Raw genomic sequence first — 25,675 nt, 5'->3', positions numbered from 1 at the left:
AGGGCGAACTCGGAAAATATCCTATTCGTCCTTCGTGGGAGGAGAACAAAATGGCTATCTGGCAATGGGCTTTGCTGGCGCTCGCCTTGCTTTGGGGCTTTCAGTCTCTGGGCGTCTGGTTTCAGATGCGTCACTATTCCGATGTGATGAAAGGCATCACCTCGAAATATTCTGACGGCTTTGTCGGCGCGGGTCATGTGCGAGGCCGCTTCGGCAGAGGCGTTATTGTTTTGCTCGTCGTAGACCGCAATTTGGTGGTGCGACGCTTCCTGCAAATGAGCGGACGAACAGTTTTTGCAAAATTCAGCCGCCGCGAAGGCTTTGAGGGAATGCGCCTCAGCGAGTTGCAGGACAATCCCGCAATTGGAGAAGGAACGCCTGAAGTGGTGGCTGCTGCCAAGCAGGCGATAGAGCAGATCGGTCGCATAAGAGATCAATCCGATGGGATCGAACTCGAAGGTCTGAAGGCAGTGGGAGCATAGGAGTTGCTTGCCTGAAACAAGCAATCGAGGAGGAGCAATGTCGATAGTGACGATGTTGGCACAACATGCTGACGTAACAATGCAATCTATACATATGGCCGGCAGCATGATTTCCGATGCGGCCCTGCATGGCAAACATGCCGCAGAGCACGCCGGAAATGATCTTCTGCAGCTTGCACAAGCAACAACCACCGCGCCAGCCGATGCCGGCAGCGGCGGAATTACCGTTGATCAGTTCAAGGAACGCCTTCAGAACGTCCAGCAGGAAGAACAGCTGGGCTGGCTTGCTTCGATCGGCAAGCATTTCATTGGCGTCTTCCAGAAGGGTGGCGAAGTTTTTGCCGGGTTTGTAACGGGTATTATCCCGACGCTCGTCGTGTTGATGACCGCCTTCTATGCCGTAACCGAACTGGTCGGTGAAAAGCGCGTCCACGGCATTGCCCGCAGCGCCGGACGTATCGCGCTTACCCGCTATACGGTTCTGCCGGTTCTTTCGGTGTTCTTCCTGACCAACCCGATGGCCTACACATTCGGGTCGTTTCTGGACGAAAAATACAAGCCCGCCTTCTATGACGCGGCTGTTTCCTATGTTCATCCGCCACTGGGTCTCTTCCCGCATATCAATCCGGGCGAATACTTTGTCTGGGGCGGCGTGCTCGTTGCACTTCTCGAACTTGAGAAGAAGGGCGCTGTTCCAACGGGTTATCACATCAACGTCGCCATCTGGTACGCCATCGTTGGTCTCGTCGTGATCCTCCTTAAAGGCATGCTCACAGAACGCATCACCGCCATCATGGCGCGGCGTCAAGGCATTGAGCTTTAAGCGGGAATTGGGGAGGACGACATGGTAAAGACCTATAAGGCAGTTAAAATTTCCCGCGGCTCAAATGGCTGGGGCGGTCCGCTTGTCATTCAGCCGACAGAGCAACGCAACAAGGTGGTTTCGGTCACTGGCGGCGGCATTCATCCGCTTGCACGCCGGATTGCCGAACTGACCGGAGCAGAGGCCGTTGACGGCTTCCGCTCACCACCAATTGAAAGCGAAATGGCAGTCGTGGTTGTCGATTGTGGCGGCACTGCCCGCTGCGGCGTCTATCCGCGCAAGCGCATTCCAACGGTAAACATCACACCGGTTGGACAATCCGGGCCACTGGCGCAGTTCATCACCGAGGACATTTACGTGTCAGGTGTGAAGCCGGAAGACATCGTTTCTGCTGATGGCTCGGCCGCCGCTGCCCCTGCAGTTGCCGCAGTTGAAGAAGAAGAGTCTGCACCGGTAGAACAGCCGAGCGAAGGCGGCTTGGTCGGACTGATCAGCAGTATCGGTCGTGTTATGGGCCGTGTGGTTGGTATCTTCTTCCAGGCGGGTCGCCGCACAATCGATCAGGTTATCCGTAACGTTTTGCCATTCATGGCATTCGTGACCATGCTGATCGGTCTGATCCTCTATACAGGCATTGGCGATATTCTTGCCCAGCCGCTTGGCCCCCTAGCCAATAATATTGTCGGCTTGCTCGTGCTTTCCGCCATCTGCGGCTTGCCGTTCCTGTCGCCAATCCTCGGACCGGGCGCGGTTATCGCGCAGGTCGTGGGCGTGGCGATCATAGGACCGCAGATCGCCAACGGCACCATCGCTCCGGCCATGGCCCTGCCTGCGCTCTTTGCCTACAACACGCAGGTCGGTTGTGACTTCGTGCCGGTTGGTCTGGCGCTCGGGGAAGCGAAACCCAAGACAATCGAAATTGGTGTTCCGGCAGTTCTGATCAGCCGTCAGATCATGGGGCCACTTTCGGTCCTGATCGCATGGGTTGTCAGCCTCGCAGTGCTTTAAGACGTTCAGCCTGTCGCAGCAAAAGCGGCGGCAGGCAATCTCCCAAACATCTGCAATGTCGATATCGCCTGATCACTATTTCCGGGCATCGAAGACCATACCAAGAAAGGACCGCCTCTATGTCGATACATCTGAAAACGCGGATCACCGCGATCGGCCCGGAAGTTGCGGATCTCGCTGAAGGCGGCGTTCTCATTCTTTTTGCAGATGGGTCGCCACCCGAACTCGCTGAAGTTTCCGTAATGCATGTCGTGGAAGAAGGCCCGGAAGCGGCCGCACCTGCTGTCGGAGCCCGCATCACCATCGGCTCGCTCAACGCAGAAATCACTGCTGTCGGTGATAGCGCCTGGCAAAAAGTACGCGAAATCGGCCACGTCGTTATTTCGTTTACGGGCGCACAATCGACAGATCGTCCAGGCGAAATTTGCGCTACTGAAATCGTCGGCGAAGAGCTTGTCGCTGCTCTCAAAGAAGGGCAGATTATCACCATTGGCGGCTGAATCTGGCCATCATTGGATTTGGAATTACGTGTTAAAACAGATAATTGGAACAAGTTTTGACATTCAGGATGTTGGAATGTTTCAGATGTCGCTTTGAGGCTTATATAAATGGAACGCTCGACTATCGTCCGGGTGCATGAAGGGCTGCATGCGCGCCCCGCAACCCGCTTCGTTAAACTGGCCAAGGGTTTTGAAAGCGACATCGAAATCGCCAAGGCCGGGAAAAGCGTAAGTGCCAAAAGCTCCGTCAAGCTGATGCTGCTTGGTGTGAAAGAACTTGATGAAGTGACCGTTCGTGCCGATGGTGCCGATGCCATTGAAGCCATCGAAGCTTTGATTGGCTATCTGGAAAACCCGCAGGCTGGTCTTGAAGAGGCCGCTGCACCCGCTGCTACCCCTCAAGCAGAAACCGCGCCGCCAGCCGCTACTCAGCCTGCGATTTCGATAAAGCTGCCCACGGGTCAGATAAAAGGTATTGGTGCGAGCGAAGGCATCTCATTGGGTACTGCGTTTCCGTTTTTTCCTGAAGAAATCAAGCCGTTGGGCCGGAAGCTTGCAGCATCTGAAATAGACACCGAGATTGCCCATTTTAAGTCGGCTATCGCGACGGTACAGCAACGCATGGATGCTTCGCTCTCCAGCGGCAACCTCGCTGACGCTGACAGAGGCATCATTGCGGCATTAAAGGATATTGCTGCGGATGATAGCCTGACCGACGAAGCACTTGGGCTCATTCGAGATGGTTTAGATGCCATTTCGGCGATGCTTGCTGCGGCTTCCACGGTTGCCGGGCAGTTTGCGGCACTCGACGATCACTATCTTAATGCACGTGCAGATGATGTGCATGCCGTCAGTCGCCAGATCTGTCTTGCACTTCTCGGCAAGGAAGATATCAATCTGGAAGGCTTGCCGGAAGGATCGGTGCTTATTGCCGAAGACATCGGCGCCTGGGATCTGGCACGTGCACCGCTCAAGAAAATCAAAGGTGTTGTGTGCGGACATGGCGGCGCCACATCGCATGTTGCGATCATCGCCCGCACGCATGGCATTCCGGCTGTTCTTGGCCTCGGAAGTGCGGTTCAGCAGCTTAAAAATGCTAAAGTCGTTGCTGTAGATGGAAGTAGCGGTATCGTTCATTCAGACCCAGATGCGGCTACCTGCAGCGATATCGAAGCACGCATTGCTGCGGCGTTGCAGGAAAAGCAGGCGCTTGATGCCTACCGCTCGATAATTCCTCGACGCGCAGATGGAAATATTATCGAAGTTGCCGCCAATATGGGCGCACTTGAGGAGATCGACGTCGCGCTCGAAGCCGGTGCCATGGGGGTTGGTCTTTTCCGCACTGAGCTTCTCTTCATGAAGCATATTCATCTGCCGTCCGAAGACATGCAGGCCGAAACCTATTCGGCGCTTCTCAAAGCATTTGCACCACATTCGGTTATTGTCCGGACGCTCGATATCGGTGGCGATAAGCCCATTGCAGGCATCGAGTTTCCCGAGGAAGAAAACCCTTTCCTTGGCTGGCGCGGCATTCGCATGTGTCTGGATCGTTTGGATGTATTCAAGCCGCAGTTGCGCGCATTGCTGCGCGCAGCAGTCAATGGCAACCTCAAGGTGATGCTGCCGATGGTCTCGGATGTCGAAGAAATTCGCGCAACCAAACGACTGATCGCAGAATGCATCAGCGAACTTACAAACGAAGGTAAAGCTTTCGCCCAGTTCGACCTTGGCGTTATGATTGAGACACCGGCAGCTGTTTTTGCCGCCAGAGAACTCGCAAAAGAAGCGGCTTTCTTCTCCATCGGCACCAATGATCTCACGCAATATGTGATGGCTGCGGATCGGCTCAATCCAACCGTTGCGAAACTCAACGACGTAAGCCACCCGGCTGTCATGGCGGCAATTGAGATGACCGCAAAGGCGGGCACCGAAGCAGGCATCATGGTGGGCATGTGCGGCGAAGCTGCAGGAAAGCCGGAACTCATCGGCGAATTCCTGCGCATGGGACTGACCGAGCTCAGCATGAGTCCGGCTTCAATTCCCCGCGCAAAAAAGCTGATCGCAGATATGTTTGGAAACTAAACTTCATCTGCGACGCATCTATAAAACAAAGCCCGGATCATCGTATCCGGGCTTTGTTTTATGGCAGGTGTGCAATCAAGGTCTGGAACAGATTTTCGAGCTGTGGATGATCTCGATCTTCAGCAGCCTGCATCAGACGCTCATGTCTTGCGTCCAAAGCCAGAATGGCGCTCTCAAGTGGGTCAATTCCTTCCAGGTCGCCAGCTTTCGCTGTGGCCAGTCCGCATGCCAAGCCAACAGCAGCGAAACACATTGTTTCGAATTTACGTAAAGCCTGCGGATCGCAATGGCCATCCAATGAAATAAAACGAACCGGCTTTTCCGCAAGAAGCTCGAAAAACATGGCCGTGATGGCCTTGGCCGTTTCGGCTACTTTTTTGTCGCCCGCCTCGGCGGCAACCGCGCTCTTCAAGAGAGCTCCATGTTTGCGCATTATTTTTGCATGCACGGTGACAAACACAGCTTCCTGAATCAGCACATTCTGCAACTGATGGCGGCGGAGCACTTCTTTGGTGAGATAGTACATATCCTTGCGGAACGCGCGCCCACCTTCAGCTCCTGCGCCGAAATAGACTGACAGGCTTCTCACATGCGGCGCACTGTTATGAACATTCGGGTTCGATGAAATCAACGAAATGGAGATTGTTTCAGCCGTCGTCAGTGCCTTGTCCATCATGCTCGCGGCATGTCCAAGCAACAGTTCCGGCGACACGATTTCACCCGGCCGGGAAGCGGCTTGTTCGCCCTGCAAACTTTCATGGCGATTGCGGCGAATCATATATCGAACCTCACGCAGCCGGTCTTTCAGATTGACTGCAATTTCTTCCGAAAGAATGCGTAGCATGTTCATTTTCCTTAACCGAAGCGCCACCGGAACAGCCTGGACAGAGCACATGAATTATTGTTTGCCTTCACGTGGAAAAGCAATAGGTTCGCTTTAAGAGTATCACTTCTATAAAGCAGTATTGCGCCAATAATTTGAGGGATTATTTTGAAAAAAGCTGGCAAGAAGACGCAAAAGAATCCGGAGACAGCTGACCTCATCATTGGATCGGAAGGCGTTGCCGCCGAAAACCGCACGAGCCGGTTGAGAACGCGTGCCGCGTGGATGTATTACGTCGAACAAATGACCCAGAACGACATTGCTGAAGCGCTTGGCGTCGGCCGTGTCACAATCGTTCGCCTTCTTGCTGATGCCCGTGCTCGCAATGAAGTAAAAATTACCATCGAAGGCAAGCTGGCAAGCTTGACCGCACTGGAAGTGGAGCTTGAAAAGACCTTTGGTCTGGAACGCGCGATTGTCGCACCGCTCTCTTCATCCGACATTGATCCCATTCCACCGATTAGTGCTGCCACCGGCGCTTATCTGTCGGAAAAGGTGCAGCACGGTATGACGATTGGCGTCGGCTGGGGGCGTACCCTTTCCAGCACTCTGCAGCACATCGGTGCCCGCCCGCTCAACGACTTGAAAGTCATCTCGCTGCTCGGCGGCATCGTGCAACCACGTCGTTCCAATCCGCCGGAATTTGCCTGGCAGTTTGCGCAGATTTTTCAGGGTGAAGGCTATCTTATCCCCGCCCCTGCTCTGGTTGATAGCAAAGAGACACGGATCGCTCTTATCGAACGTTGCGGATTGAATACCGTGCTGGATATGGCCGAAGAATTGGACATGGTTCTGCTCAGCGTCGGCGACATTCAAACCGCCAGCAGCACGTCTTATCGCGTCGGCCTGATTGACGAGGAACAGAAGCTATCGCTCATTGCAAATGGCGCTGTTGGCGACGTACTTTTCCACTTCTATGACAAGAACGGGAAGATCGTTGATGATCCCGTGCACGACCGCGTCATGTCGGCCAAAATTGAAAGTCTTCAGAATACGCCGCAACGTATTCTTACATCAGGCGGCAAAGAGAAGATTGCCGCTCTGCTTGGTGCAATCGAACTTCTGAAACCCACCGTTCTCATCACCGATGAAGAAAGTGCGACACAGATGCTCAAGGACAGGGCGCAGTCCGAGTAACAACAAAAAAGCACATCGCCGCAAAACGATGTGCTTTCTTTTTAATCACACCAGTTGAACATCAATTGGCGGCGGCTGCGCATTCTTTGAGAATTTGCAGCACCGCAGCCCGCTCTTCGATTTGTGGCATATGTCCACAACCTGCGAAAATGTGGACGCCAACTTTCCCCGGCAAACCATGAGCCTGGGCAACGGGAATAACCCGATCTTCGGCACCGAAGATGAGCCGCACCGGCATTGCAAGCGAGGCAATGCTTGAGCGAACCTCAAAAGTCTGTGTGCCATCCGCAAAAAACCGATGACCAATCGCTTCCTGCGTATCGCGCAGTTCTGCATCAGCGGCTTGTGCAACTGTTGCATTGATGAACGGCTTCGTCAGATGGCTCTCATCGGCAACGAGCAGTTTCAACCAGGGAACGATGCTGGCTTCGCTTTTCGCGCCGATAAGACCTTTTATGAACGCACCATTGACCTGCGGTCCCAAGCCCCCCGAAGAAATAAGCAACAGGGAACGCACATCGACAACGCCACGCGCAGCGGTGATTGTGGCGACGGCCCCGCCAAGCGAGTGGCCGACCAACAGGCACGACGTCACACCGAAAGCAGCAAGCGTCGCTTCGACTGAAGCAGCAATGTCATCGATGCTTTCAGGAACAACACGTGGCGAATTGCCGTGTCCCGGAAGATCAAGCGCCAGTATCGGGTGGCCAAGCGATACCCCGGCGAACAAGCCACGCCATGAGTTGAGGTCCGCAGCAAAGCCGTGGATCAGCACAATCGGCAACCGATCGGCCTCGCCCTCACGCAACCAGACTGCGTTGGGTTGACTAATGACAGCAACATCTGTGTTTGTGCGTACAGACGATTTAGTCTGCACAGCCAACGGTTTTGTGACGGTGATATTGCTTTCAACGTCCTTTTTCTGGACACGACCTTTGGGTCCAGAACCCAAGATACTTGCAAGATCAACACCCGCTTCACGTGCAAGCCGACGAGCGAGTGGTGTTGCCCGCACATCATTGGCTGAGCTCGGCTCAAAGCCTTGGGAGGATTTTGGTTCAGCCTGTTTTGAAGTTACCGGCTCAATGACGGTTTCTACGGGTACAGCGGCAACTGGCTCTTCAACGACCGAAGTTGACTTAGCATTACGCTCTTCGCCTTCGTCGTAGATCCAGGCGACAGTCTGACCAACCGGGACAACGGCGCCTTCTGCGGCACTGATATCCGCAATGATGCCTGATGCCGGAGCGTCGACTTCCATCGCCGCCTTGTCAGTCTCAATTTCAAAGAGAAGCTGGCCCTTCGTGACGGTATCGCCATCCTTGGCGTACCAGCGCGAAATCTGCCCCGTCTCCATATCCATATCGACCTTGGGGAGAATGACTTCCGCAGCCATGGTCAGCGTACTCCCTTGGCCAGATCACGCGCACTTTTCAGGATATCAGGCACCTGCGGAACCGTTGCGCGTTCAAGATCAGGATTATAAGGAATTGGCGTTTCGGCTCCGCCCAAACGCACGATTGGCGCATCAAGATAGTCGAAAGCGTCACTTTCGGCGACGATAGCAGAGATTTCAGCACCGATACCAAGCGTCTTGACCGCTTCATAAACGCAAAGAAGCTTCGACGTCTTCTTGACGCTCTTGATGATGGTTTCGCGGTCAATCGGACGCACGGTGCGCAGATCAATCACTTCAACATCAATGCCTTCTTTGGCAAGTTCAGCGGCGGCATCAAGGGCCTTGTGAACCATAATCGCTGTAGCAACGAATGTGAGATCGCGACCTTCACGAACCACTTCCGCCTTGCCGATTGGCACGGTGTAGAAGCCTTCAGGAACTGGACCTTTGGTCTTGTAGAGCAGCTTGTGCTCGAAAATCATGACCGGATCAGGATCTTCAACCGCTGCAAGCAACATGCCCTTGGCATCATAAGGTGTCGAAGGCTGCAAGACCTTGAGACCCGGCACATGGCCAAGCCAAGCCTCTAAGCTCTGGCTGTGCTGTGCAGCAGCACCCGTTCCCGAACCGGCCGGAAAGCGCATGACCAGCGGCACAGAAACCGCCCCGCCCAGCATGTAGCGGATTTTTGCCGCCTGGTTGACGATCTGCTCCATAGCAAGTGCTGCAAAGTCGGAGAACTGAAATTCAAAAATCGGACGCATACCGGTCAGTGCTGCGCCGACAGCAACACCTGCGCCGCCCAGTTCTGAAATCGGGGTGTCCATGACCCGGTCCTCGCCAAAGCGATGCACCAGATCACCAGTCACCTGAAACGCGCCGCCATAGACGCCAATGTCTTCACCCATAAGAAACACGCGGTCGTCGCGTTCCATGGCAATTGCCATGGCTTCCTGAATGGCTTGCGAATAGCTCAACTCACGGATTGTCGTGTCCATGTTCAAATATCGTCCGTGTAAACGTCGCGGGTCAGGTTGGTCAGATCGGGTGCAGGGCTGTTCTTGGCGAACTCAATCGCCTCAGCGATCTCCTTCTCCACCTCGGCACGGATCGCCTCGATCTCGGCATCGTTGATGAAGCCATAGGCTTTCAAATCGGCCTCGAAATGCGCGATTGGATCGCGATCATTCTGCCAGTGCTCGATTTCTTCCTTCGTGCGATAGCGGTTGCGATCGCTCTTGGAATGACCACGAATGCGGTACGTTTTGTTTTCAATGAGCGTAGGCCCATCGCCGCGCCGTGCGCGCTCGCTGGCTTCGTTGACGGCCTCTGCCACTTCCGACAGATTGTTACCATCCACGATCACACCCGGCATGTTATAAGCGGAAGCGCGGTCTGCAACGTTGGCAACTGCCGTCGAACGCTCGGTCGATGTCGACATGCCGTAGCCATTGTTTTCGCAGATGAAAACAACCGGAAGCTTCCAGACCGCGGCCATATTGAGTGCTTCGTGAAAAGCACCCTCATTGTTCGCACCATCGCCAAAGAACGACACGACCACCTTGCCGTTTTTCTGCTTCTTGGCGGAAAGAGCTGCACCTACCGCAATCGGGATACCCCCGCCGACAATACCGTTCGCACCGAGATTTCCCTTGGAAACATCTGCGATATGCATCGAGCCGCCACGGCCTTTGCAATAGCCGGTTTCCTTGCCGAAAAACTCAGCAAACATGCGCTTCACGTCTGCACCCTTGGCGATGCAGTGGCCATGACCTCGATGGGTCGAGGTGATCATGTCGTCATCGTTAAGCGGCAGACACGAGCCCATCGCGCTTGCTTCCTGCCCGATGGACAGATGCATCGTTCCATGAATGAGGCCACGCGTGTAGCTTTCTTCCGCGCCCTCTTCAAAGCGGCGGATGAGATACATTTTATGCAGTGCTTCTTTCAGCTGTTCCGGCGAATAAGTGCGGAAAGCATAAGGCAAATTGTGACGGTCGCCCGTATCCTGCGGTTCGACTTTTTTGGCTTGAACCATGATGTTTTGTCCTCACGCTCCGTAAACGAGCTTGTCCTGACGTGCGCGCAGCTCGGCAATCTTGGAGCCGGGAGCTACAGCCGCATTGTCGTAAGTGATCAGTTCGCCTTTTTTGATCGGCTTGGTCACGCTGCCACCCTGCAACAACCCGCATGGGATCGCATGCGCGCTTCTTGCTTCACCGGAAGTCATGATCCAAGCGCGGTAGCAATATTCGCCAATCGCATCGAGCTTTTCGCCCGGCTGCATGTCCTTCTTTGCAACGGCTGCCACTTCGGCGACCGGCTTTGAAAGCGGAACCATGTCCGGCTTGCCATAGAGCACAACGCGGGCGCAGGTGAGCGGCACTTCAAGGGAAGTCAGGTGATACGGACGATGGAACGTGAAATATGGACCCTTGCCCATTTTCAGATCTTCCATGCGCTCGGAAATACGCGGATGCGACATGTCGGCGACAACAAATACGCCCGGCGCAACACCCTTGCCGATGGAATAATCGACCACACCGACCTTCGACAGCACGCCGCCATCCTTTTCAGGGATCAGCGTCTTATTGAGCTGGTCGAGCGTTGCAGCAGGGCCGTGCATACCAGCTTTATCGGGGACGAGACCTGTGGCATTGGCAATAGCCGCCATTTCAACCATGGTCTTTGAACCGTCAACGAATTCCACCAACATGCGTACATTCATGTTACGGCGCGTGGCTTCTTCCATATATTCATCTGGAATGGCGTCGATATTGAGCGGATTGTTCTTGCCCTTGCCCGCCGCCACAATCGGATGACCCATGGCAGTCACAAACTCGATCAGCTCCATACAGGATGACGGCTCATCGCCTGCGCCCAGCGAATAGGTCACGCCAAGGCGCTCGGCTTCGGCTTTCAGATATGCACCGATGGTGACGTCCGCTTCGACATTCATCATGACAAGATGCTTGCCATGCTCCATAGCGCGCAGGCCGATTTCGGCCCCCACAGCTGGAACACCGGTTGCATCGATCACGACATCGATAAGATCATTTTCGAGGATCAGATTGGCATTGTCGGTTACAGCAACCTTGTGCGCTTCCATAGCAGCAGTCAGGTCGGAAGCTGTCGAGACCTCGCGGCCATGGCCTTCTTCCTGAAAAGCAATATCCACTGCCTTGAGAGCATTGGGAACGCGCAGTTCAGAAATAGCGCCAACCTCGATGCCCGGCATATGTGCAACGCGCGTGACGATATCGGTGCCCATTTCGCCGGAGCCAATCAGTCCGATGCGAATTGGTCGCCCACTATCCGCCCGCGCCTGCATGTCACGCGCCAAACCTGTCAACGCCACATTGGTTGCCATCGTTTCCTCCTGAACGTCCCTGCAAAATTCTCGCAGTCTCCTCTGATGCATTATCGATTAATGAACATTTGTTTCTAAGTCAATACCAGTGTTCATTTCTCGCAGCGTTTACACCTCCCGAAATGCCATCTTGTTATTCAACTTTAGTTTGCTATAGAATACAAATGTTCTGCCGTTTCGCCCAATTCACATTTTGAAACGTCGATACGTGCGAGCTAATAATGATGTTCTGTTAGTTCGGTGCACTTTGGGACGTGCTCCGAGGGGGAGGAGAGATAAATGGACGCATTTCTGAGCGGACTTAAAACGGCAGTCGATACGCTTGGGGCGACAGTCCTGTTGCCTATCGTGATTTTCATTATCGCAGTGGTACTTGGGGCGAAGGTCGGCAAAGCCTTCCGTGCAGCCATAACAATTGGCGTCGCTTTCATCGGTATCAACCTGGTCCTTGGCCTTATGTTCACCTCCATCGGTGAAGTGGCTCAGGCAATCGTGACCAATACAGGCATCAAACGCGACATCGTTGATGTCGGTTGGCCTTCCGCTGCAGCCATTGCCTTTGGTTCATCCGTGGGCTTGTGGGTTATTCCAGTAGGTATTCTGGTCAACATCGTCCTCCTGCTGATGCGCTGGACGCGCACGCTCAATGTGGACGTATGGAATTTCTGGCACTTTGCTTTCGTGGGCTCGCTGGTTGTCGCTGCAACCGATAACCTCGCTTACGGCATCATCATTGCAGCCCTGGTTGCAGCACTGTCTCTGCTGTTTGCAGACTGGTCCGCACGCGCTGTTCAGCAGTTCTATGGCGTACCCGGTGTGTCCGTGCCGCATCTGGCCTCGGCGCAGATCCTGCCAATTGCCATCGTGCTCAACTGGATCATGGATCGCATCCCCGGCATCAACAAGATCAACATCAACACCGAAACCATCGAACGTCGCTTTGGGGTTTTCGGTGAGCCGGTCGTGATGGGGCTGATCATAGGTCTCGTTCTTGGTACTATCGCATTTTATAATGCAGGCGACTTCGGCACGATCCTCGCCAAGGTTCTCGGCACCGGCATGACGCTTGCAGCAGTCATGCTGCTTCTGCCGCGCATGGTGAAAATCCTGATGGAAGGCCTGCTGCCGGTTTCTGACGCTGCACAGGAATTTGTGCGCAAGCGCACAGGCGACCGCGAACTTCTCGTTGGTCTCGACTCGGCAATCCTGATCGGACACCCGGCTGCGATTTCGTCGTCACTCATTCTGGTACCGATTGCGATCATTCTGTCGGTCATCCTGCCGGGCAACCGCGTAATCCTGTTCGCCGATCTTGCCGTCATTCCGTTTATCGTCGCCATGACGGCACCGCTTCTGAAAGGAAACGTGTTCCGTATGGTCGTTGTCGGAACCATCACACTGGCCATCGGCTTCTATGTCGCCAATGCGCTCGCACCATTGTTCACCAGCGCTGCTGTTTCATCGGGCTTCAAGCTGCCTGAGAACGCCTTGCAGATTACTTCGGTGGTTGATGGATTCCTGTGGGTGCCTTACGTCATCATCTCCGCCATCCAGTGGCTCGGTGCTATTGGTATCGCGGTAATCGCCGTGGTTATTGCAGCGCTTTTCATGCTCTATCGTCGCAATACGCAGGCATGGGAACGCGCTGCGGGTGCTGAGGACGAACCTGCAGACGAAATTGCTGCCTGAGGGCGACACTGATCACTGCATGAAATACAAGTCGCACGTCGAGATCGGCGTGCGACCTTCTTTGAATGGAGAATGGAATGGCTGCTGGTCTGATTGAGTTTCTCGACCCACAAGCGATCGAGCTTCAGAGCGACGCAAAAACCAACGAAGAGATTATCCGGATATTGGCGGGCAAGCTGGAGAAACTTGGCTACGTCAAGCCAAGCTATGCTGATGCCGTCGTCAGCCGCGAACTGTCCATGCCTACCGGATTGCCACTAGAGCGCGATGATAACGTCGCAGTCCCTCACACCGATCCTGAACATGTGATCAAGGCTGGTATTGCATTCGCGACGCTGAAATCGCCCATCCAGTTCGCCAATATGGAAGACCCGGAAGAAGCTGTCCCGGTTGGATATGTGTTTCTGCTTGCTATCAACGACAAGGACAAACAGATTGAAACCTTGCAGCAGATCATGGCAACCATTCAGGATGCTGATGCACTCGACAGGCTGAAGGCCGCACGCACGCTTGAGGACGTTCAAACTGCCTTGCAATAAAGGCTAGAGCATTTCCGGCAAAAGTGCGAAGCGGTTTTGCGTCGGATAATGCGAAAAACAAAGAAATAGAGCATTTCCAATGATTCAAGAAAAACAGGAAAATGCTCTAGCGCCCTGAACACACAAGCACCAATTGGAGGAAACCATGGCTAAAATGAAAACAATTCTCTTCGCTTGCGGTACAGGTGTAGCGACATCTACGGCAGTGAATGCAACCGTCACCGAAGAAATGAAAAAGCGTGGGCTTACCTTCAACGCTCAGCAGGCAAAAGCAACTGAAGTTGCTTCTCTGGCTGACAATGTGGATTTCATCGTTTCCACTACGCCTATTTCGGCTTCTGTGACCAAGCCCGTCATAAAGGGCCTCCCCTTCCTGACCGGCATTGGCAAGGATCAGGTTCTCGATCAGATCGAAGCCGAGCTGCGCAAATAAGCGCGGACCGTGAAACCTGACCGTTCACGCGATCTAACGGGTTTAGTGCGGGTTATCTTCTGAAATCCGATAATCCCTAAGTTTAGCAACAGCGCAGCGGGCGGCGCCAGCACCTCCCGTTGCGAGTTCTCTCCCGCACTGGCTTGAACCAAAGCCCTATCGCAGATAAACCAGATCGCCCACAATCGCCGCAGCCTCGTTCTGCAGGACATCTGTCGCGCTCTTGCGGTTTTTCTCAATCGCCAGATCAGCACTCAAGCTTCGCTCATTCGACTGCAGACCGTCATCCATCCCAGTATCAATACCGTCGTTGACCTTCCCGCGTGCCTTGATCCGCTTTTCCTGAGCGGCCATCTCGTTGCGACGTTCAGTTTCGTTGAGGGATATGGATTTTTTCTCGCGCTGCTCTTTCAGCGTTGCAACGTCTTGCAAAAAGTCCTGAAACTCCGGGGATTTCTGCACGCGCTCATCATGCAGGTTCTGCAGCCGGGGCAACAGCGTCTTTATATTGTCCGATGACTTGTACTTCGCAGCCTTCACCTGCGACCACGGCAACGCATTGTCGAAGCTTGATTCACCGACAAGCTTGAGATCGAAAAGCCCCGGTAGACTAATATCGGGTGTTACACCACGCAATTGGGTCGTACCACCGTCAACTCGGAAGAACTGCGCGACTGTAAATTTAAGCTCGCCATATTCGGGTTTGGGATTATTGGCCACTTCGTCGAGATTGACCACGGTCTGCACCGTTCCCTTGCCGAAACTTGGTTCGCCGATAACCACACCACGACCATAATCCTGTATCGCCGCAGCAAAAATCTCGGAAGCCGAAGCTGAACCGCGATTGATGAGTACACCCAGCGGGCCCTTCCAGGCAGGTACCGAAAGAGTATCGCTTTCCACCTTGACTTCGCCGCTTGCATTGCGCTGCTGGACGACCGGTCCTTTTCCAACAAACAATCCTGTCAGATCGATCGCTTCGCTGAGCGAACCGCCGCCGTTGTTGCGCAGGTCGACCAGCACACCATCAACCTTGTCTTGCTTCAACTCAGCAATGAGCTTGGCAACATCGCGGCTGGCACTCCTGTAATTCTTGTCGCCCTTGCGCCGCGCTTCAATGTCTTCGTAAAACGCTGGCAGAGTGATCACTCCAATCTTGCGGGAGGCGTCTCCGTCTTTCACCGAAAGGATCTTCTTCTGGGCGGCCTGCTTGTCGAGACTGATCTTGTCGCGGACTAGAGAGATGACATGGTGCTTGCCATCGGGGCCAGCATCAACGGGCAGGATATCGAGCCGCACAACCGAACCCTTGTCACCACGGATCATCTGCACGACCTCATCGAGACGCATGCCGATCACTTCCTTGATAGGACCTTCCTTGCCCTGTCCAACGCCAACAATACGGTCGCCCACGGCAAGCTTGCCCGATGACTGTGCCGGACCACCCGCAACCAGTTCACGGATCGTCGTATAGTCGTCTCTTTCCTGGAGCACCGCCCCGATACCGACCAGAGACAGCTTCATTGAAATATCGAATTCGGCGGAAGCCTTGGCACCGAAGTAATCGGTATGCGGATCGACCGACGTCGTATAGGCAGCCATGAATGATTGGAAAGCGTCGTTGCTGTTGTATTTAAACGTGCGCTCGATGGAGTTTTCATAGCGCTTGTCGAGGGTTTTGCGAATCGTCGCATCATCCTTGCCGGCAAGCTTCAAACGCAGCCAGTCGTTCTTGACGCGTTTGCGCCACAGATCATTGCTCTCCTCACTTGATCGCGGCCAGGGCTCCTTGTCGCGCACGATAGAGAAATCTTCCTGCTTGCTGAAATCGAACCCCTGCTTGAGCAGGCTGCGCGCAAAGGTCATGCGCTCGATGATGCGCATCTGGTAGGTGTTGAAGATGGAAAACGGAACAGTCAAATCCTGACGTTCGATGGCATCATCGATTTCCTTGCTGCCGGTCAGGAACTTGTCGACATCCGCCTGCAGAAAGATGAGCCGATCCGGGTCCAGCGAGTCGATAAACCGGTTCATGATCCGGATCGACAGCGCATCATCCAGAGGAATGGGCCGATAATGAAAACGCGTGAGAAACTCTGCCGTTAGATTGGCGGCTTGCATTTGCTCCGGCGACGGCTTCAAAATGGCCGGAGAACTGACTTCAAGAGCATGCGCTGACGAAATGCCTGCCAAAAAGAGCCAGACCAAGCCAATTTTAATGCGTTTCAAGCTGTGTTCCATTCTCGACATTGAGCGCTTAGTTCCAACCCTTGTTCAGCAATTATGTTTTTTTGGCAACCGTCTGTATGAATTATTCAGTCGAGCGGCACTTGGTACTGGCCCATAAGAGATAGACATTGGCTACCGGAGGGGCTTCTTCATGATCAATGGCCCATCTGAGGCGGGTGCCGTATATCGCATTACCACCCGGATCGTCCGCGACTTAACCGGAGCTCTGTTCGCGCACTCATTCAGCGCCTGCTGCGCGCTGATTGCGAATTCTCGGCCCGCTCGTCTAACTGGTTGATACTCGACAGTCACGATGCGCACCAACTCGCCCTCAGCATTATATGTAACCTCGAAAGTTGCGGACGCTCGTTGATAGTCAATATTCTCGGGCAACTTCCAGCACTCGGAAGCCATATCGGCAACCAATTGCGCGTCGTTTGCAGCAGCGGGAAAGGCTGCAAACAGCATCAGGATAGTTCCGACGAAGCCAGTTCTGTGCATGTTTCTCCGTCGCGATTTCACGGGTTACGATTCCACCCTTATACGTAGTCGTTGAATCGCGAAGCTACCAGTCTGGGGAGGTTTGTGGTTGTAAAACTTGTATGACCATCAAGCCGGATTTTCCCCGCTTTTTCCCGTTCATCATCAGTTCATGCGCCAGATTTCAGGATGCGAGCTTGAAAGGAGTACGCAGAATGAACCTAGTTAAAGGACTGATCGCCGGTGTTCTCGGTGTCGGGATGCTGATCGGAGCAGGTGCTGCCAATGCCGCGCCGACACTGAACGTCGCAAAACCAGACGTGAGTTCGAATGTCGAACAAGTCCGGGATCATCGGGGGCATCATTCACGGAAACATTGGAAGAAACGGCATCACTACAAGCGAAACAACTGGCGCTCGCATCACCGCCATTATCGTGGACCACGCTGGCATTCGCATCGTCATTACAGGCACAACGCCTGGCGCAATCATCACAGACACCACTATTATAGTGGGCCACGCGTGAGGCAGGGTCACTATTAGCGAAAGGGGCGCATAACCGCGCCCCCTTTTTTCATTCTCGCTGAAAATGATCGGGGTTGAACCACGTTCAGCCCCGATTGTTCATTCTTACTTTGCTTCGATAGCCTGCAGACCGGCAAGTGCGCATTCCGCATCAGTTGCACCCGATGGTGCGCCGCCAACGCCAATTCCGCCAACCAATGCATCCCCGATCTTGATCGGCAACCCACCCGCCTGAATAACGAAGCGAGAATCCATGTCCCGCATGCCATTATTGGCTGGCTTCGACGCGATAAACTCTGCGACTTCACCGGAATCACGGCCCAGAGCAGCCGACGTGAACGCTTTTCCTTCCGCGCTGTTGCCGGTATGCGGACCGGAAAGATCGGCCTTGAGCAGAACCTTGGTCGATCCGTCTCGCGCCACAACTGCAACGCTCACATTATTGCCCTTGGCGACACAGGCATCCAGTGCAGCCTGTGCAGCTTTGGTTGCCAGATCAAGCGGCAGATAGGGCGTGGTGGGAAGAGTCTGAGCGAAAGCGGCAGCCGGGGCCATCGACAAAACGATAATTGCAAGTTTACGGATCATGGTCGTTCCTCAGTTGTGATGAGGAACATTTAGTTCCCGTCAGCAAGCAGTGAAATCCGTAACATTTACGAACTTATCGGTAGTTCTACGGATGTGACTGTCCTTCAAGCCACAAGCGTGTCATTTCCGCTTGCGAAGTCGTGCCCAGTTTTGCTCCTATGGCCGCACGGTGGCTATCTATCGTGCGTGGCGACAATTCAAGACCATCGGCAATTTGCCGGGTAGTGAAGCCCTGTGCAATACGATCAAGCACCTCACGCTCACGCGCCGTCAGCGCGTCCAGCAATGCCAGCGTTTCGGCTCTCAGAGCCTCGCTCCCCAGCTTGCGTTCAAGCAGTTGCTGAGCCTTCTGGATTGCATCGATCAAATCCTGCTCATCGACCGGCTTGGAAAGATAATCCACCGCGCCATTTCTAAAGGCGCGACGACAGGCTTCGATATCGCCGTGGCCCGAGATGATGATCACCGGCCAGTCAACTTCCTGCCCGGCCAGAAGCTCCTGAAGCTTCAGGCCCGTCATGACAGGCATGCGAATATCGAAAATCATGCATCCGGGTTTCAGTCGCGGCAGCTGCGCCAAAAAAGCGGAAGGATCAGCAAACCCCCTGACCTCGATGTCTATGGTCGACAGAAGAAGGCTGAGCGACTTTCGTACCGCTTCATCATCATCGACAAGATAGACCGGTTGAACCATCGTCTTAACTTCCTGTGCCATCGGCGATTGGGAGCACAACGCGAAACAACGCACCTTGCTCCTGAGGAATATAGGAAATTTCACCACCAAAGCGTTCAACCAGCCGCTGGCTGAGTGCCAGGCCGAGACCGGTCCCTTCAGGGCGATTTGTCGTAAAAGGGGTAAAAAGACGCGGCAACAACTCTGGCGCAACACCGGGGCCGTTATCGGCAATTTCCAGAATAGCGAGCGATCCGTCAGCTTTCAGAGATGCGTTGATCCGTCGATCACCATCACTATCATGAAAGGATTCAATTGCATTGCGGAGAAGATTGAACATCACCTGTTCCATTTCCACCGGGTCAAACGCAGCCAACAAAGGTGTCTCGGGTATCGAGAGTTCAACTTTGACGCCTTGTCGTACAGCCTCCGAGGCGAGCAGTGTCTGCACGTTCTGAAGTGAAAGGCGCAGATCAGCATGTTTCGTCTGCCGGCGCTGCGGACGAGACCAATTGCGTAGCCGATCCAGAATGGCGGATGCCCGACGCGCCTGATCCACCATATCGTCCAGCGCTCCGGCCAGTGCCGTCATATTGTTGCGGCTCAACAAGCGGCGCCCCGCCTGAGCCCCCGCCAGAAGGGCCGTCAGGGGCTGCGTCAACTCATGTGCCATGCCGCTTGCCATTTCGCCCATCGTGTTGACGCGTGAGGCGTGTGCCAATCGGGCTTCGAGGCTACTCAGTTCTGCACGACGTTCCGCATGGCGCGTGCGTTGTGTCTGGCGAACGATGACCAATCCACCAAAGAACAGCAGGTTCGTAAGAACGAGGATCGGAATAAGCTGGTCAAACGGCAAAAGATCAGTCCAGCCCATGGCAAGGGCTGTCTGGAAGAGAAGCGGTTGCGTTGCACTGCCCAGTTTCTTGGAAAAATGCGCTTCACCAAATGTGCCCGCGCTACTGAACAAAACCTTCCCATCTGGCATGAGGATACGCTGCGCAACGCCATCCCGGCTCCAGAATGCATCGTCAGAACTGATGAGACTGCTCGCATTGATCGAGAGTGTCAGACCGTCGTGCGGGGTGTCCGTATTCGGGCTGCGTTTTACGATCATGTAATGCCCGGGTCGCGCAGCAGGTGCCAGAAGCTCGGGGACGCCTCGCGATGAACGAGCGGCCACACGTATGGCATCAGCCAGTTCCGGTTCCAGCTTTCTTGTGCCGGTCACCGGCTCAGCCGGGTTCATCGGCACCAGTTGAATTTCATCGATGCGCGGATAGAAACGAGTGATCGTTGCCGCCACTTCGAGGAAAACGTCATCCTGCGAAACATCAGCCGTTCGCGCTTTGGATTGAGCGATCGTTGAAAGCGCCGTCAGATGGGCATCGTGTTGGTCGGCACGTTGGGAAGCCTCACGATGTAACGTAAAGCTGGCAGCTTGAAGTTCGGACAACAGCGCCGCTCGTTGATAAACAGCAAGGCTGCCTATCGCCAGAAGGTTGAACAGCAGACACAAGAGAAATGGAAGCAAGGCAGATCGGATGCTTCCATTGTAGAGGTTCATAAATTGCATCCCGATATCAGGCTGTGTTCTGGTCTTTATGGCATCTCTGCTATCTATATATACCCGTATTTATCTCCCCGTCCAAACCGCACCATGCACGATACATGCCTGGGCTGTTGAACGGCAGGCTGACATTGCCTTTGCGATCCACCGCAACAAGACCGCCAGAGCCACCGATTTCACCCAGCTCGCGGACAACCGCGCCAGCTGCCTCATTGAGCGATTGCCCTGCCCAGCGCATCCGTGCATCCACTTCGTGACCCACCGCCCAGCGAATGAAATATTCTCCGTGACCTGTGGCGGAAAGCGCTACCGTCTCGTCATCCGCCCAGGTTCCAGCACCGATGACCGGGCTGTCGCCAACGCGTCCCGGTGTCTTGGCGGTCATGCCGCCCGTGGATGTGGCTGCCGCCAGATGACCGAAACGATCCAGTGCAACTGCTCCGACAGTGCCATGCTTGCGGGCAGGATCGCCATCGTCGGCGGCACCACTGCGACGACGTGCCATTTCGTCGTGCAAGGCCTTGCGACGCTGTTCCGTCGAGAACCATTCCGGCGCCATCATTTCCAGACCGGCAGCTTCGCAAAATCGCTTTGCCCCTTCGCCTGCGAAAAATACGTGTTCGGTCTGCTCCATGACTGCACGTGCCGCCAGAACAGGATTGCGTGGCCCGCAAATTCCGGAGATGGCACCGCATGCCCGCGTTGCGCCATCCATGATGGCCGCATCCATCTCATGCGTTTCATCCGTCGTGAAAACGGCTCCGCGCCCGGCGTTGAAAAGCGGATTTTCTTCCAGGGCAATCACAGATGCCGTCACGGCATCAAGTGCTTTGCCACCTTTACGCAGAACATCCAGTCCAGCCTGCAGGCATTCCCGCAGGCCGGCATGATAGGCTGCTTCCTTCTCTGGCGTCATATTGGCTTTAAGAATGGTTCCAGCGCCGCCATGCAACGCAATGACAGGTACAAATTCGGGCATCGTCATTAACTCGCTAAAAAAAACCGGCGGCCTTGAAGCCGCCAGTGGATACGGTCTTATTTCGGCTTGACGTCCATTGCCAACGTGTCCTCGTCAGAGCGCGGCGTATAGGAAATCTTGTCCTTTTTTACACCCCATGCCGACATGTTCACAGCAAGCGGCAAATCTGGTCTGTCGGTTGAAACAAGCAGATTGGCTTTCTCAAGAAGAGCGCCACGCTTGGCCTCGTCCATTTCACTACCGGCATCCTCAATCAGCTTGTCCATTTCCGGATTGGAATATCCGCGCGTATTGAAAGCGCCCAGTGATTTCGCGGTGTCATTTGTATGCATCAATGACGACAGCATATAGTTGGATTCACCGGTCAGCGTGCCCCAAGACGCCATATAGAGCGAATAATCCCCGCGCGTCTTGGCCGGATTAAATACCGCTGCAGGGACGCCGCTGACATCGACCTGAACATTGATCGAAGCGAGCAACTGGGCAATTGTCGGCCCCAATTCCATCGGCATACGGTCATTAGCATAATTCAATGACACTTTGAAACCATCCGGATAGCCAGCATCGGCCATCAGCTTGACTGCCTTTTCAACGTCGTAAGCAGCCGGAGCAATGTCCTTGTTGTAGCCGAAAATATTCGAGGCCACCATTTGCGTGGGCACCGAGCCCATGCCTTCCAACGCTACTTCCGTGATCGTCTGGCGATCAATAGCCAGGTCGAAAGCTTCACGCACACGCGGATCAAGAAACGGGTTCTTCTCCAGCTTTTTGCCGGTTTTATCCCAGACCATTGGCGATTCTTTGCGGAAGTCGAACTCCAGATAGGGAATATAGACGGATTCATCCTTCACGACGTCCAGCTTGGAATCGGACTCCAAGGCAGCAAGATCTGTCGAAGGAACCTTCGATATCAAATCAACCTGACCGGCCTTCAGCTGGGCGACGCGAGCAGCATCATTGGGAATTTCCTTGCGCACGACGTGATCCCAAGGTTGGGCACCACCCCAGTAACCGTCAAATTTTTCCAGTACCAAGTCCTGCGTGGGAGCCCATTTCACAAATTTATAAGGACCCGTACCAATCGTAGCCTTACCTGAATTGAAACCGTCTGCGGCCGTTTCCTTGGTCGAGTAATCCGCTGCAGCCTTGTGGGAAACAATGAACAGACGTACGAAATCATTGGGCAATGTTGGCGCCGATCCAACCGTCGTCACACGGACGGTCAGCGGATCGATCACTTCCACACCCTTCACCCTGCGAACATAAATGGTCGAAGGATTAGGTCCCGTAACATTTGGAATGCGCTCGATGGAAAACTTCACGTCCTCGGCAGTAAAGTCCGATCCATCGTGGAATTTGACACCTTCACGCAGTTTGAACTCCCACGTCGTGTCATCGACAGGCTTCCAGCTCACAGCGAGTGACGGTTCGACTTCGAGCTTATTGCCCGATTTCAAGAGCGTATCGAAAACATGCTTGGTCGCTTCGGCATTCGCAGACGTTGCCGTAAAGTGCGGGTCCATTGAAGCTGGCCCCGATTTCGTGGCAATCACGAGGTCGGCAGCAATCGCTGACAACGGCATCATCAGTGTCGTTGCCAGTAAGGCGGTGTTGAATATCGAACGAATGGTCATTTTTTCCCCTGTAATTTTCTCATTGGCATGACGAGTAGTAAAATCCATGGCAAGCCGATTTGCCGATTATTGATCCGAGATGTGCTGTTTCAGGTATCTTCGCCGTCGATAGGCTCCAAATCCGCGACGAGCTGCTGCGGCCAACTTTCCGAAGCTACCACCAGCTTGGTCAGGATTTCAGAAAGGTTCAAACGCTCGGCGGGCGACAGGGATTCGAGCATCATGCGTTCGTGATCCATCATCTTCGCCTCGACAGCTTCCACCGCCAAACGCCCTTTTTCAGTCAGTTTTAAAGCAACTCGGCGCTGGTCAATGGGGTCGAGCTCGCGGCTGATCATGCCCAACGTGTCGAGCTTGTTCACGGCACGGCTCAAGGTATTTTTTGGGAAACCGGACGACCGGACAACTTCGGTCAGGGTCAACTCGGCGCTCAGATAGAGCGACCAAAGCACGACAAACTCCGGCCGCAGCAAACCAAGTTGCTGTTGGATCAATCCATAAACAGGATTGTTGAACCGCAACGCCAGATAGTTCAACCGAAATGAAAGCCAGCACGGATTTCGCCAGAGCTTGGGATAGAGCGGATCGCCCTCCGAAAGACTGGAAAGCCCCGGCTCCTCCCGTCCTGCGCGCCCTTCGTAAAGAGCCGTACGCAACAAATCATCCATCGATAAAACCTCAGCGGTTTTTCATTTAGTACTATTTGGAACGATATTTAAAAATTTTGTTGCGTCAACTCTATTTTTTTGTTCCTAATGGAACCGAATTCAAAAAAGCAAATGAATGCAGGGATGCCATCGCACAACCATCCCTGCGAGGGGTTAGTGCGCTCTGGTTGCCAATCCGGAAAATTGCAGGAGACGAAAATGCGCATTCAGGACATGCATTGGTCGCAGGTCGAAGCACGTGTAAAAGAAGACGACCGTTGCGTCATCCCGATCGGGTCTGTTGAACAACATGCCTATTTGAGCTTGGCAACCGATATGATCCTGGCCGAACGCGTTGCCGTAGAGGCGGCCGAGCCGACAGGCGTGCCGGTGTTTCCTTGCCTGCCCTATGGAATGGCATCCGGGTTCGCTGATTTTCCAGGTACGGTTACGCTGACGCTGCGCACCTACATCAATGTGATCGAGGACATTCTGAACAGTGTCTATCATTCAGGTTTCCGTCGCATTCTGATTGTCAACGGTCATGGCGGCAATTCGCCTATCAACCCTCTCCTGTCGGAATGGATGAACAGTCATCGCGACACTTCGGTCAAGCTCCACGACTGGTGGCGCGCGCCAAAGACCATGGCAAAAGTGCAGGAGATTGACCCTGCTGCCAGCCATGCCAGCTGGATGGAGAACTTTCCATGGACCCGCCTGGAAGGTGCGCCGATCCCGAATTTCCAGAAAGAGCGCATCGACTTTGCCGCATCCGCGCGCGTCGATGCTGGCAGAAAGCGTGAACGTATTGCCGAGGGCAATTATCACGGCGTCTTCCAAAGGCCCGATCGGGACATGATGGAAATCTGGAAGGTCGGCGTCGAGGAAACGCGCCACGAGATCGAGCATGACTGGCATTAACGCGCCGGTCAAACCTTCCAAGTCCCTCGCAACCCTTGCCCGAATGCAACCATTGGGGCACTAGCCAGAGAAAAGCCAATGGCCTCATTCATTCTCCGCAGGTCGGGACAGGCGTTCATCGTCCTGGTGGTCATGTCCATTCTTGTGTTCATTGGCGTTTACGTCATCGGCAACCCCATTGACGTACTCATTTCACCGGATGTTACGCAAGAAATCCGCCAGCGGGTTATCGAGGAATACGGCCTCAACCAGCCCCTCTGGAAACAATATGCCGATTTTGTCGCCAAGACTGTCAGTGGCGACTTCGGAAGATCATTCGTCTTCAACATGCCAGTCAGCGAGTTGATTGCCCAGCGATTGCCGGCGACCTTGGAGCTCGCTGTTATCGCCGTTCTGCTTGCCTCTCTTATCGGCATCCCTCTTGGCGTCTATGCCGGTTACAAGCCAGAAGGGTTCGTTTCCAAACTGATCATGGCAGGCTCGATACTTGGCTTTTCCGTACCTACCTTCTGGATCGGATTGATGCTGATTATGGTGTTTGCTGTTCAGCTCGGCATGTTGCCCGCCGGTGGGCGAGGAGAGACTGCCGATATTTTCGGGATTCCCTTTTCGTTTTTGACCCGCGATGGCTGGTCACATCTCTTCCTTCCAGTTCTTAATCTGGCTCTGTTCAAGATGGCGATGATGTGTCGACTGGCAGCAGCAGGCACACGCGAGATAATGACGACCGATACAATTAAATTTGCACGGGCGGCAGGCATTCCTGAACACACGATCCTGCGCCGGCATGTATTGAAGTTGATCTCCATTCCGCTTGTTACGGTGTTTGGTCTGGAACTCGGCTCAACACTTGCCTTCGCTCTTGTCACGGAAACCATTTTCAACTGGCCGGGGCTCGGAAAACTCATCGTAGACTCCATCGCATCGCTCGACCGTCCAGTCATGGTCGCCTATCTGATGATGGTCGCGATCCTCTTCGTCGTCATCAACCTTTGCGTCGATCTGGCTTATGCAGCCCTCGATCCACGACTGCGTCAGAAAGGTCGCTGAGATGGCCGAAACGGTATCAACTCAAAGCTCCGCTCCAA

Annotated in this window: 24 protein-coding genes; 12 read left to right on the top strand and 12 right to left on the bottom strand. The window is 54.2% G+C overall.

Features of this window, described 5'->3' with window-relative positions; genetic code table 11:
* The first annotated feature begins 50 nt into the window (after positions 1–50).
* The 5 genes from LJ361_RS12960 (at position 51) to ptsP (ending at position 4,895) form a co-directional block, all read left to right on the top strand.
* On the top strand, positions 51–482 hold the full coding sequence (locus tag LJ361_RS12960) for a transcriptional regulator GutM (RefSeq protein ID WP_029376019.1): 432 nt from the start codon (positions 51–53) through the stop codon (positions 480–482).
* Positions 483–519: 37 nt separating this feature from the next.
* On the top strand, positions 520–1,305 hold the full coding sequence (locus LJ361_RS12955) for a PTS glucitol/sorbitol transporter subunit IIC (protein WP_084094417.1): 786 nt from the start codon (positions 520–522) through the stop codon (positions 1,303–1,305).
* A gap of 21 nt (positions 1,306–1,326) precedes the next feature.
* Entirely contained in the window at positions 1,327–2,313 is a 987-nt protein-coding gene (locus tag LJ361_RS12950) for a PTS glucitol/sorbitol transporter subunit IIB (protein WP_151609369.1), read from the top strand.
* 119 nt (positions 2,314–2,432) lie between these two features.
* Positions 2,433–2,813 (top strand): PTS glucitol/sorbitol transporter subunit IIA, encoded by a 381-nt coding sequence (locus LJ361_RS12945; RefSeq protein ID WP_010659291.1) that lies wholly within the window; start codon positions 2,433–2,435, stop codon positions 2,811–2,813.
* Between the two features lie 108 nt (positions 2,814–2,921).
* Positions 2,922–4,895, top strand: coding sequence for a phosphoenolpyruvate--protein phosphotransferase (gene ptsP / locus LJ361_RS12940; protein WP_264811676.1), 1,974 nt, complete (start codon positions 2,922–2,924; stop codon positions 4,893–4,895).
* Positions 4,896–4,953: 58 nt separating this feature from the next.
* Here ptsP and LJ361_RS12935 read toward each other — a convergent pair whose 3' ends face one another.
* The gene (locus tag LJ361_RS12935; protein WP_264811675.1) at positions 4,954–5,607 is read right to left on the bottom strand and encodes a hypothetical protein; all 654 of its coding nucleotides are present in this window, start codon (positions 5,605–5,607) and stop codon (positions 4,954–4,956) included.
* A 279-nt stretch (positions 5,608–5,886) separates the two neighbouring features.
* On the opposite strand from LJ361_RS12935, the gene LJ361_RS12930 reads away from it, so the two are divergent.
* Positions 5,887–6,915 carry a sugar-binding transcriptional regulator gene (locus tag LJ361_RS12930; RefSeq protein ID WP_264811674.1) on the top strand — a complete coding sequence of 343 codons (1,029 nt, stop codon included), beginning with the start codon at positions 5,887–5,889 and terminating at the stop codon, positions 6,913–6,915.
* A 61-nt stretch (positions 6,916–6,976) separates the two neighbouring features.
* On the opposite strand, the gene LJ361_RS12925 is transcribed toward LJ361_RS12930, so the two are convergent.
* The 4 genes from LJ361_RS12925 to LJ361_RS12910 are packed head-to-tail and all read right to left on the bottom strand — an operon-like array spanning position 6,977 to position 11,684.
* Complete coding sequence (locus LJ361_RS12925; protein ID WP_264811673.1) at positions 6,977–8,311, bottom strand: acetoin dehydrogenase dihydrolipoyllysine-residue acetyltransferase subunit; 1,335 nt, start codon at positions 8,309–8,311, stop codon at positions 6,977–6,979.
* Between the two features lie 2 nt (positions 8,312–8,313).
* On the bottom strand, positions 8,314–9,312 hold the full coding sequence (locus LJ361_RS12920; RefSeq protein ID WP_264811672.1) for an alpha-ketoacid dehydrogenase subunit beta: 999 nt from the start codon (positions 9,310–9,312) through the stop codon (positions 8,314–8,316).
* Between the two features lie 2 nt (positions 9,313–9,314).
* A complete protein-coding gene (locus LJ361_RS12915) occupies positions 9,315–10,352 on the bottom strand; it encodes a thiamine pyrophosphate-dependent dehydrogenase E1 component subunit alpha (protein ID WP_264811671.1) in 1,038 nt (345 codons plus the stop codon).
* A gap of 12 nt (positions 10,353–10,364) precedes the next feature.
* Entirely contained in the window at positions 10,365–11,684 is a 1,320-nt protein-coding gene (locus LJ361_RS12910) for an NAD(P)H-dependent oxidoreductase (protein WP_010659298.1), read from the bottom strand.
* Positions 11,685–11,963: 279 nt separating this feature from the next.
* On the opposite strand from LJ361_RS12910, the gene LJ361_RS12905 reads away from it, so the two are divergent.
* From LJ361_RS12905 to LJ361_RS12895, 3 genes are all read left to right on the top strand, one after another.
* The gene (locus LJ361_RS12905; RefSeq protein ID WP_010659299.1) at positions 11,964–13,373 is read left to right on the top strand and encodes a PTS galactitol transporter subunit IIC; all 1,410 of its coding nucleotides are present in this window, start codon (positions 11,964–11,966) and stop codon (positions 13,371–13,373) included.
* A 77-nt stretch (positions 13,374–13,450) separates the two neighbouring features.
* Positions 13,451–13,912, top strand: coding sequence for a PTS sugar transporter subunit IIA (locus LJ361_RS12900; RefSeq protein WP_029926435.1), 462 nt, complete (start codon positions 13,451–13,453; stop codon positions 13,910–13,912).
* 145 nt (positions 13,913–14,057) lie between these two features.
* Entirely contained in the window at positions 14,058–14,345 is a 288-nt protein-coding gene (locus LJ361_RS12895) for a PTS sugar transporter subunit IIB (RefSeq protein ID WP_010659301.1), read from the top strand.
* A gap of 156 nt (positions 14,346–14,501) precedes the next feature.
* Here LJ361_RS12895 and LJ361_RS12890 read toward each other — a convergent pair whose 3' ends face one another.
* Positions 14,502–16,586 carry a carboxy terminal-processing peptidase gene (locus LJ361_RS12890; protein ID WP_264813599.1) on the bottom strand — a complete coding sequence of 695 codons (2,085 nt, stop codon included), beginning with the start codon at positions 16,584–16,586 and terminating at the stop codon, positions 14,502–14,504.
* Between the two features lie 798 nt (positions 16,587–17,384).
* Here LJ361_RS12890 and LJ361_RS12885 point away from each other — a divergent pair.
* Positions 17,385–17,579, top strand: coding sequence for a hypothetical protein (locus LJ361_RS12885; protein WP_264811669.1), 195 nt, complete (start codon positions 17,385–17,387; stop codon positions 17,577–17,579).
* Between the two features lie 104 nt (positions 17,580–17,683).
* Here LJ361_RS12885 and LJ361_RS12880 read toward each other — a convergent pair whose 3' ends face one another.
* The 6 genes from LJ361_RS12880 to LJ361_RS12855 all read right to left on the bottom strand — a co-directional run bounded on the left by LJ361_RS12880 (position 17,684) and on the right by LJ361_RS12855 (position 23,687).
* Positions 17,684–18,166: a GlcG/HbpS family heme-binding protein gene (locus LJ361_RS12880; RefSeq protein WP_010659305.1), complete on the bottom strand. Its 483-nt coding sequence runs from the start codon at positions 18,164–18,166 to the stop codon at positions 17,684–17,686.
* Positions 18,167–18,251: 85 nt separating this feature from the next.
* The gene (locus LJ361_RS12875; RefSeq protein ID WP_010659306.1) at positions 18,252–18,860 is read right to left on the bottom strand and encodes a response regulator transcription factor; all 609 of its coding nucleotides are present in this window, start codon (positions 18,858–18,860) and stop codon (positions 18,252–18,254) included.
* A 4-nt stretch (positions 18,861–18,864) separates the two neighbouring features.
* Positions 18,865–20,403 carry a sensor histidine kinase gene (locus LJ361_RS12870; RefSeq protein ID WP_264811667.1) on the bottom strand — a complete coding sequence of 513 codons (1,539 nt, stop codon included), beginning with the start codon at positions 20,401–20,403 and terminating at the stop codon, positions 18,865–18,867.
* Positions 20,404–20,452: 49 nt separating this feature from the next.
* On the bottom strand, positions 20,453–21,385 hold the full coding sequence (locus LJ361_RS12865; protein ID WP_029926422.1) for an isoaspartyl peptidase/L-asparaginase family protein: 933 nt from the start codon (positions 21,383–21,385) through the stop codon (positions 20,453–20,455).
* 56 nt (positions 21,386–21,441) lie between these two features.
* Complete coding sequence (locus LJ361_RS12860; RefSeq protein ID WP_010659310.1) at positions 21,442–23,019, bottom strand: ABC transporter substrate-binding protein; 1,578 nt, start codon at positions 23,017–23,019, stop codon at positions 21,442–21,444.
* Between the two features lie 89 nt (positions 23,020–23,108).
* On the bottom strand, positions 23,109–23,687 hold the full coding sequence (locus LJ361_RS12855) for a MarR family winged helix-turn-helix transcriptional regulator (RefSeq protein ID WP_264811666.1): 579 nt from the start codon (positions 23,685–23,687) through the stop codon (positions 23,109–23,111).
* A 198-nt stretch (positions 23,688–23,885) separates the two neighbouring features.
* Here LJ361_RS12855 and LJ361_RS12850 point away from each other — a divergent pair, with 198 nt between their 5' ends.
* Entirely contained in the window at positions 23,886–24,587 is a 702-nt protein-coding gene (locus LJ361_RS12850; RefSeq protein WP_029930024.1) for a creatininase family protein, read from the top strand.
* 78 nt (positions 24,588–24,665) lie between these two features.
* Positions 24,666–25,637: an ABC transporter permease gene (locus tag LJ361_RS12845; protein ID WP_010659313.1), complete on the top strand. Its 972-nt coding sequence runs from the start codon at positions 24,666–24,668 to the stop codon at positions 25,635–25,637.
* Positions 25,638–25,675 lie beyond the last annotated feature (38 nt).

This window comes from Brucella sp. JSBI001 (assembly GCF_026014005.1).
Lineage (GTDB): Bacteria > Pseudomonadota > Alphaproteobacteria > Rhizobiales > Rhizobiaceae > Brucella > Brucella anthropi.
This window is presented reverse-complemented; position numbering and strand designations above follow the sequence as displayed.

Excerpts from the sequence above, each read along its gene's own strand:
- LJ361_RS12960 (WP_029376019.1), top strand. The coding sequence starts at position 51 with ATGGCTATCTGGCAATGGGCTTTGCTGGCGCTCGCCTTGCTTTGGGGC.
- LJ361_RS12955 (WP_084094417.1), top strand. The coding sequence starts at position 520 with ATGTCGATAGTGACGATGTTGGCACAACATGCTGACGTAACAATGCAA.
- LJ361_RS12950 (WP_151609369.1), top strand. The coding sequence starts at position 1,327 with ATGGTAAAGACCTATAAGGCAGTTAAAATTTCCCGCGGCTCAAATGGC.
- LJ361_RS12945 (WP_010659291.1), top strand. The coding sequence starts at position 2,433 with ATGTCGATACATCTGAAAACGCGGATCACCGCGATCGGCCCGGAAGTT.
- ptsP (WP_264811676.1), top strand. The coding sequence starts at position 2,922 with ATGGAACGCTCGACTATCGTCCGGGTGCATGAAGGGCTGCATGCGCGC.
- LJ361_RS12925 (WP_264811673.1), bottom strand. The coding sequence starts at position 8,311 with ATGGCTGCGGAAGTCATTCTCCCCAAGGTCGATATGGATATGGAGACG.
- LJ361_RS12920 (WP_264811672.1), bottom strand. The coding sequence starts at position 9,312 with ATGGACACGACAATCCGTGAGTTGAGCTATTCGCAAGCCATTCAGGAA.
- LJ361_RS12915 (WP_264811671.1), bottom strand. The coding sequence starts at position 10,352 with ATGGTTCAAGCCAAAAAAGTCGAACCGCAGGATACGGGCGACCGTCAC.
- LJ361_RS12910 (WP_010659298.1), bottom strand. The coding sequence starts at position 11,684 with ATGGCAACCAATGTGGCGTTGACAGGTTTGGCGCGTGACATGCAGGCG.
- LJ361_RS12905 (WP_010659299.1), top strand. The coding sequence starts at position 11,964 with ATGGACGCATTTCTGAGCGGACTTAAAACGGCAGTCGATACGCTTGGG.
- LJ361_RS12900 (WP_029926435.1), top strand. The coding sequence starts at position 13,451 with ATGGCTGCTGGTCTGATTGAGTTTCTCGACCCACAAGCGATCGAGCTT.
- LJ361_RS12895 (WP_010659301.1), top strand. The coding sequence starts at position 14,058 with ATGGCTAAAATGAAAACAATTCTCTTCGCTTGCGGTACAGGTGTAGCG.
- LJ361_RS12890 (WP_264813599.1), bottom strand. The coding sequence starts at position 16,586 with ATGGAACACAGCTTGAAACGCATTAAAATTGGCTTGGTCTGGCTCTTT.
- LJ361_RS12885 (WP_264811669.1), top strand. The coding sequence starts at position 17,385 with ATGTCGAACAAGTCCGGGATCATCGGGGGCATCATTCACGGAAACATT.
- LJ361_RS12880 (WP_010659305.1), bottom strand. The coding sequence starts at position 18,166 with ATGATCCGTAAACTTGCAATTATCGTTTTGTCGATGGCCCCGGCTGCC.
- LJ361_RS12875 (WP_010659306.1), bottom strand. The coding sequence starts at position 18,860 with ATGGTTCAACCGGTCTATCTTGTCGATGATGATGAAGCGGTACGAAAG.
- LJ361_RS12870 (WP_264811667.1), bottom strand. The coding sequence starts at position 20,403 with ATGAACCTCTACAATGGAAGCATCCGATCTGCCTTGCTTCCATTTCTC.
- LJ361_RS12865 (WP_029926422.1), bottom strand. The coding sequence starts at position 21,385 with ATGCCCGAATTTGTACCTGTCATTGCGTTGCATGGCGGCGCTGGAACC.
- LJ361_RS12860 (WP_010659310.1), bottom strand. The coding sequence starts at position 23,019 with ATGACCATTCGTTCGATATTCAACACCGCCTTACTGGCAACGACACTG.
- LJ361_RS12855 (WP_264811666.1), bottom strand. The coding sequence starts at position 23,687 with ATGGATGATTTGTTGCGTACGGCTCTTTACGAAGGGCGCGCAGGACGG.
- LJ361_RS12850 (WP_029930024.1), top strand. The coding sequence starts at position 23,886 with ATGCGCATTCAGGACATGCATTGGTCGCAGGTCGAAGCACGTGTAAAA.
- LJ361_RS12845 (WP_010659313.1), top strand. The coding sequence starts at position 24,666 with ATGGCCTCATTCATTCTCCGCAGGTCGGGACAGGCGTTCATCGTCCTG.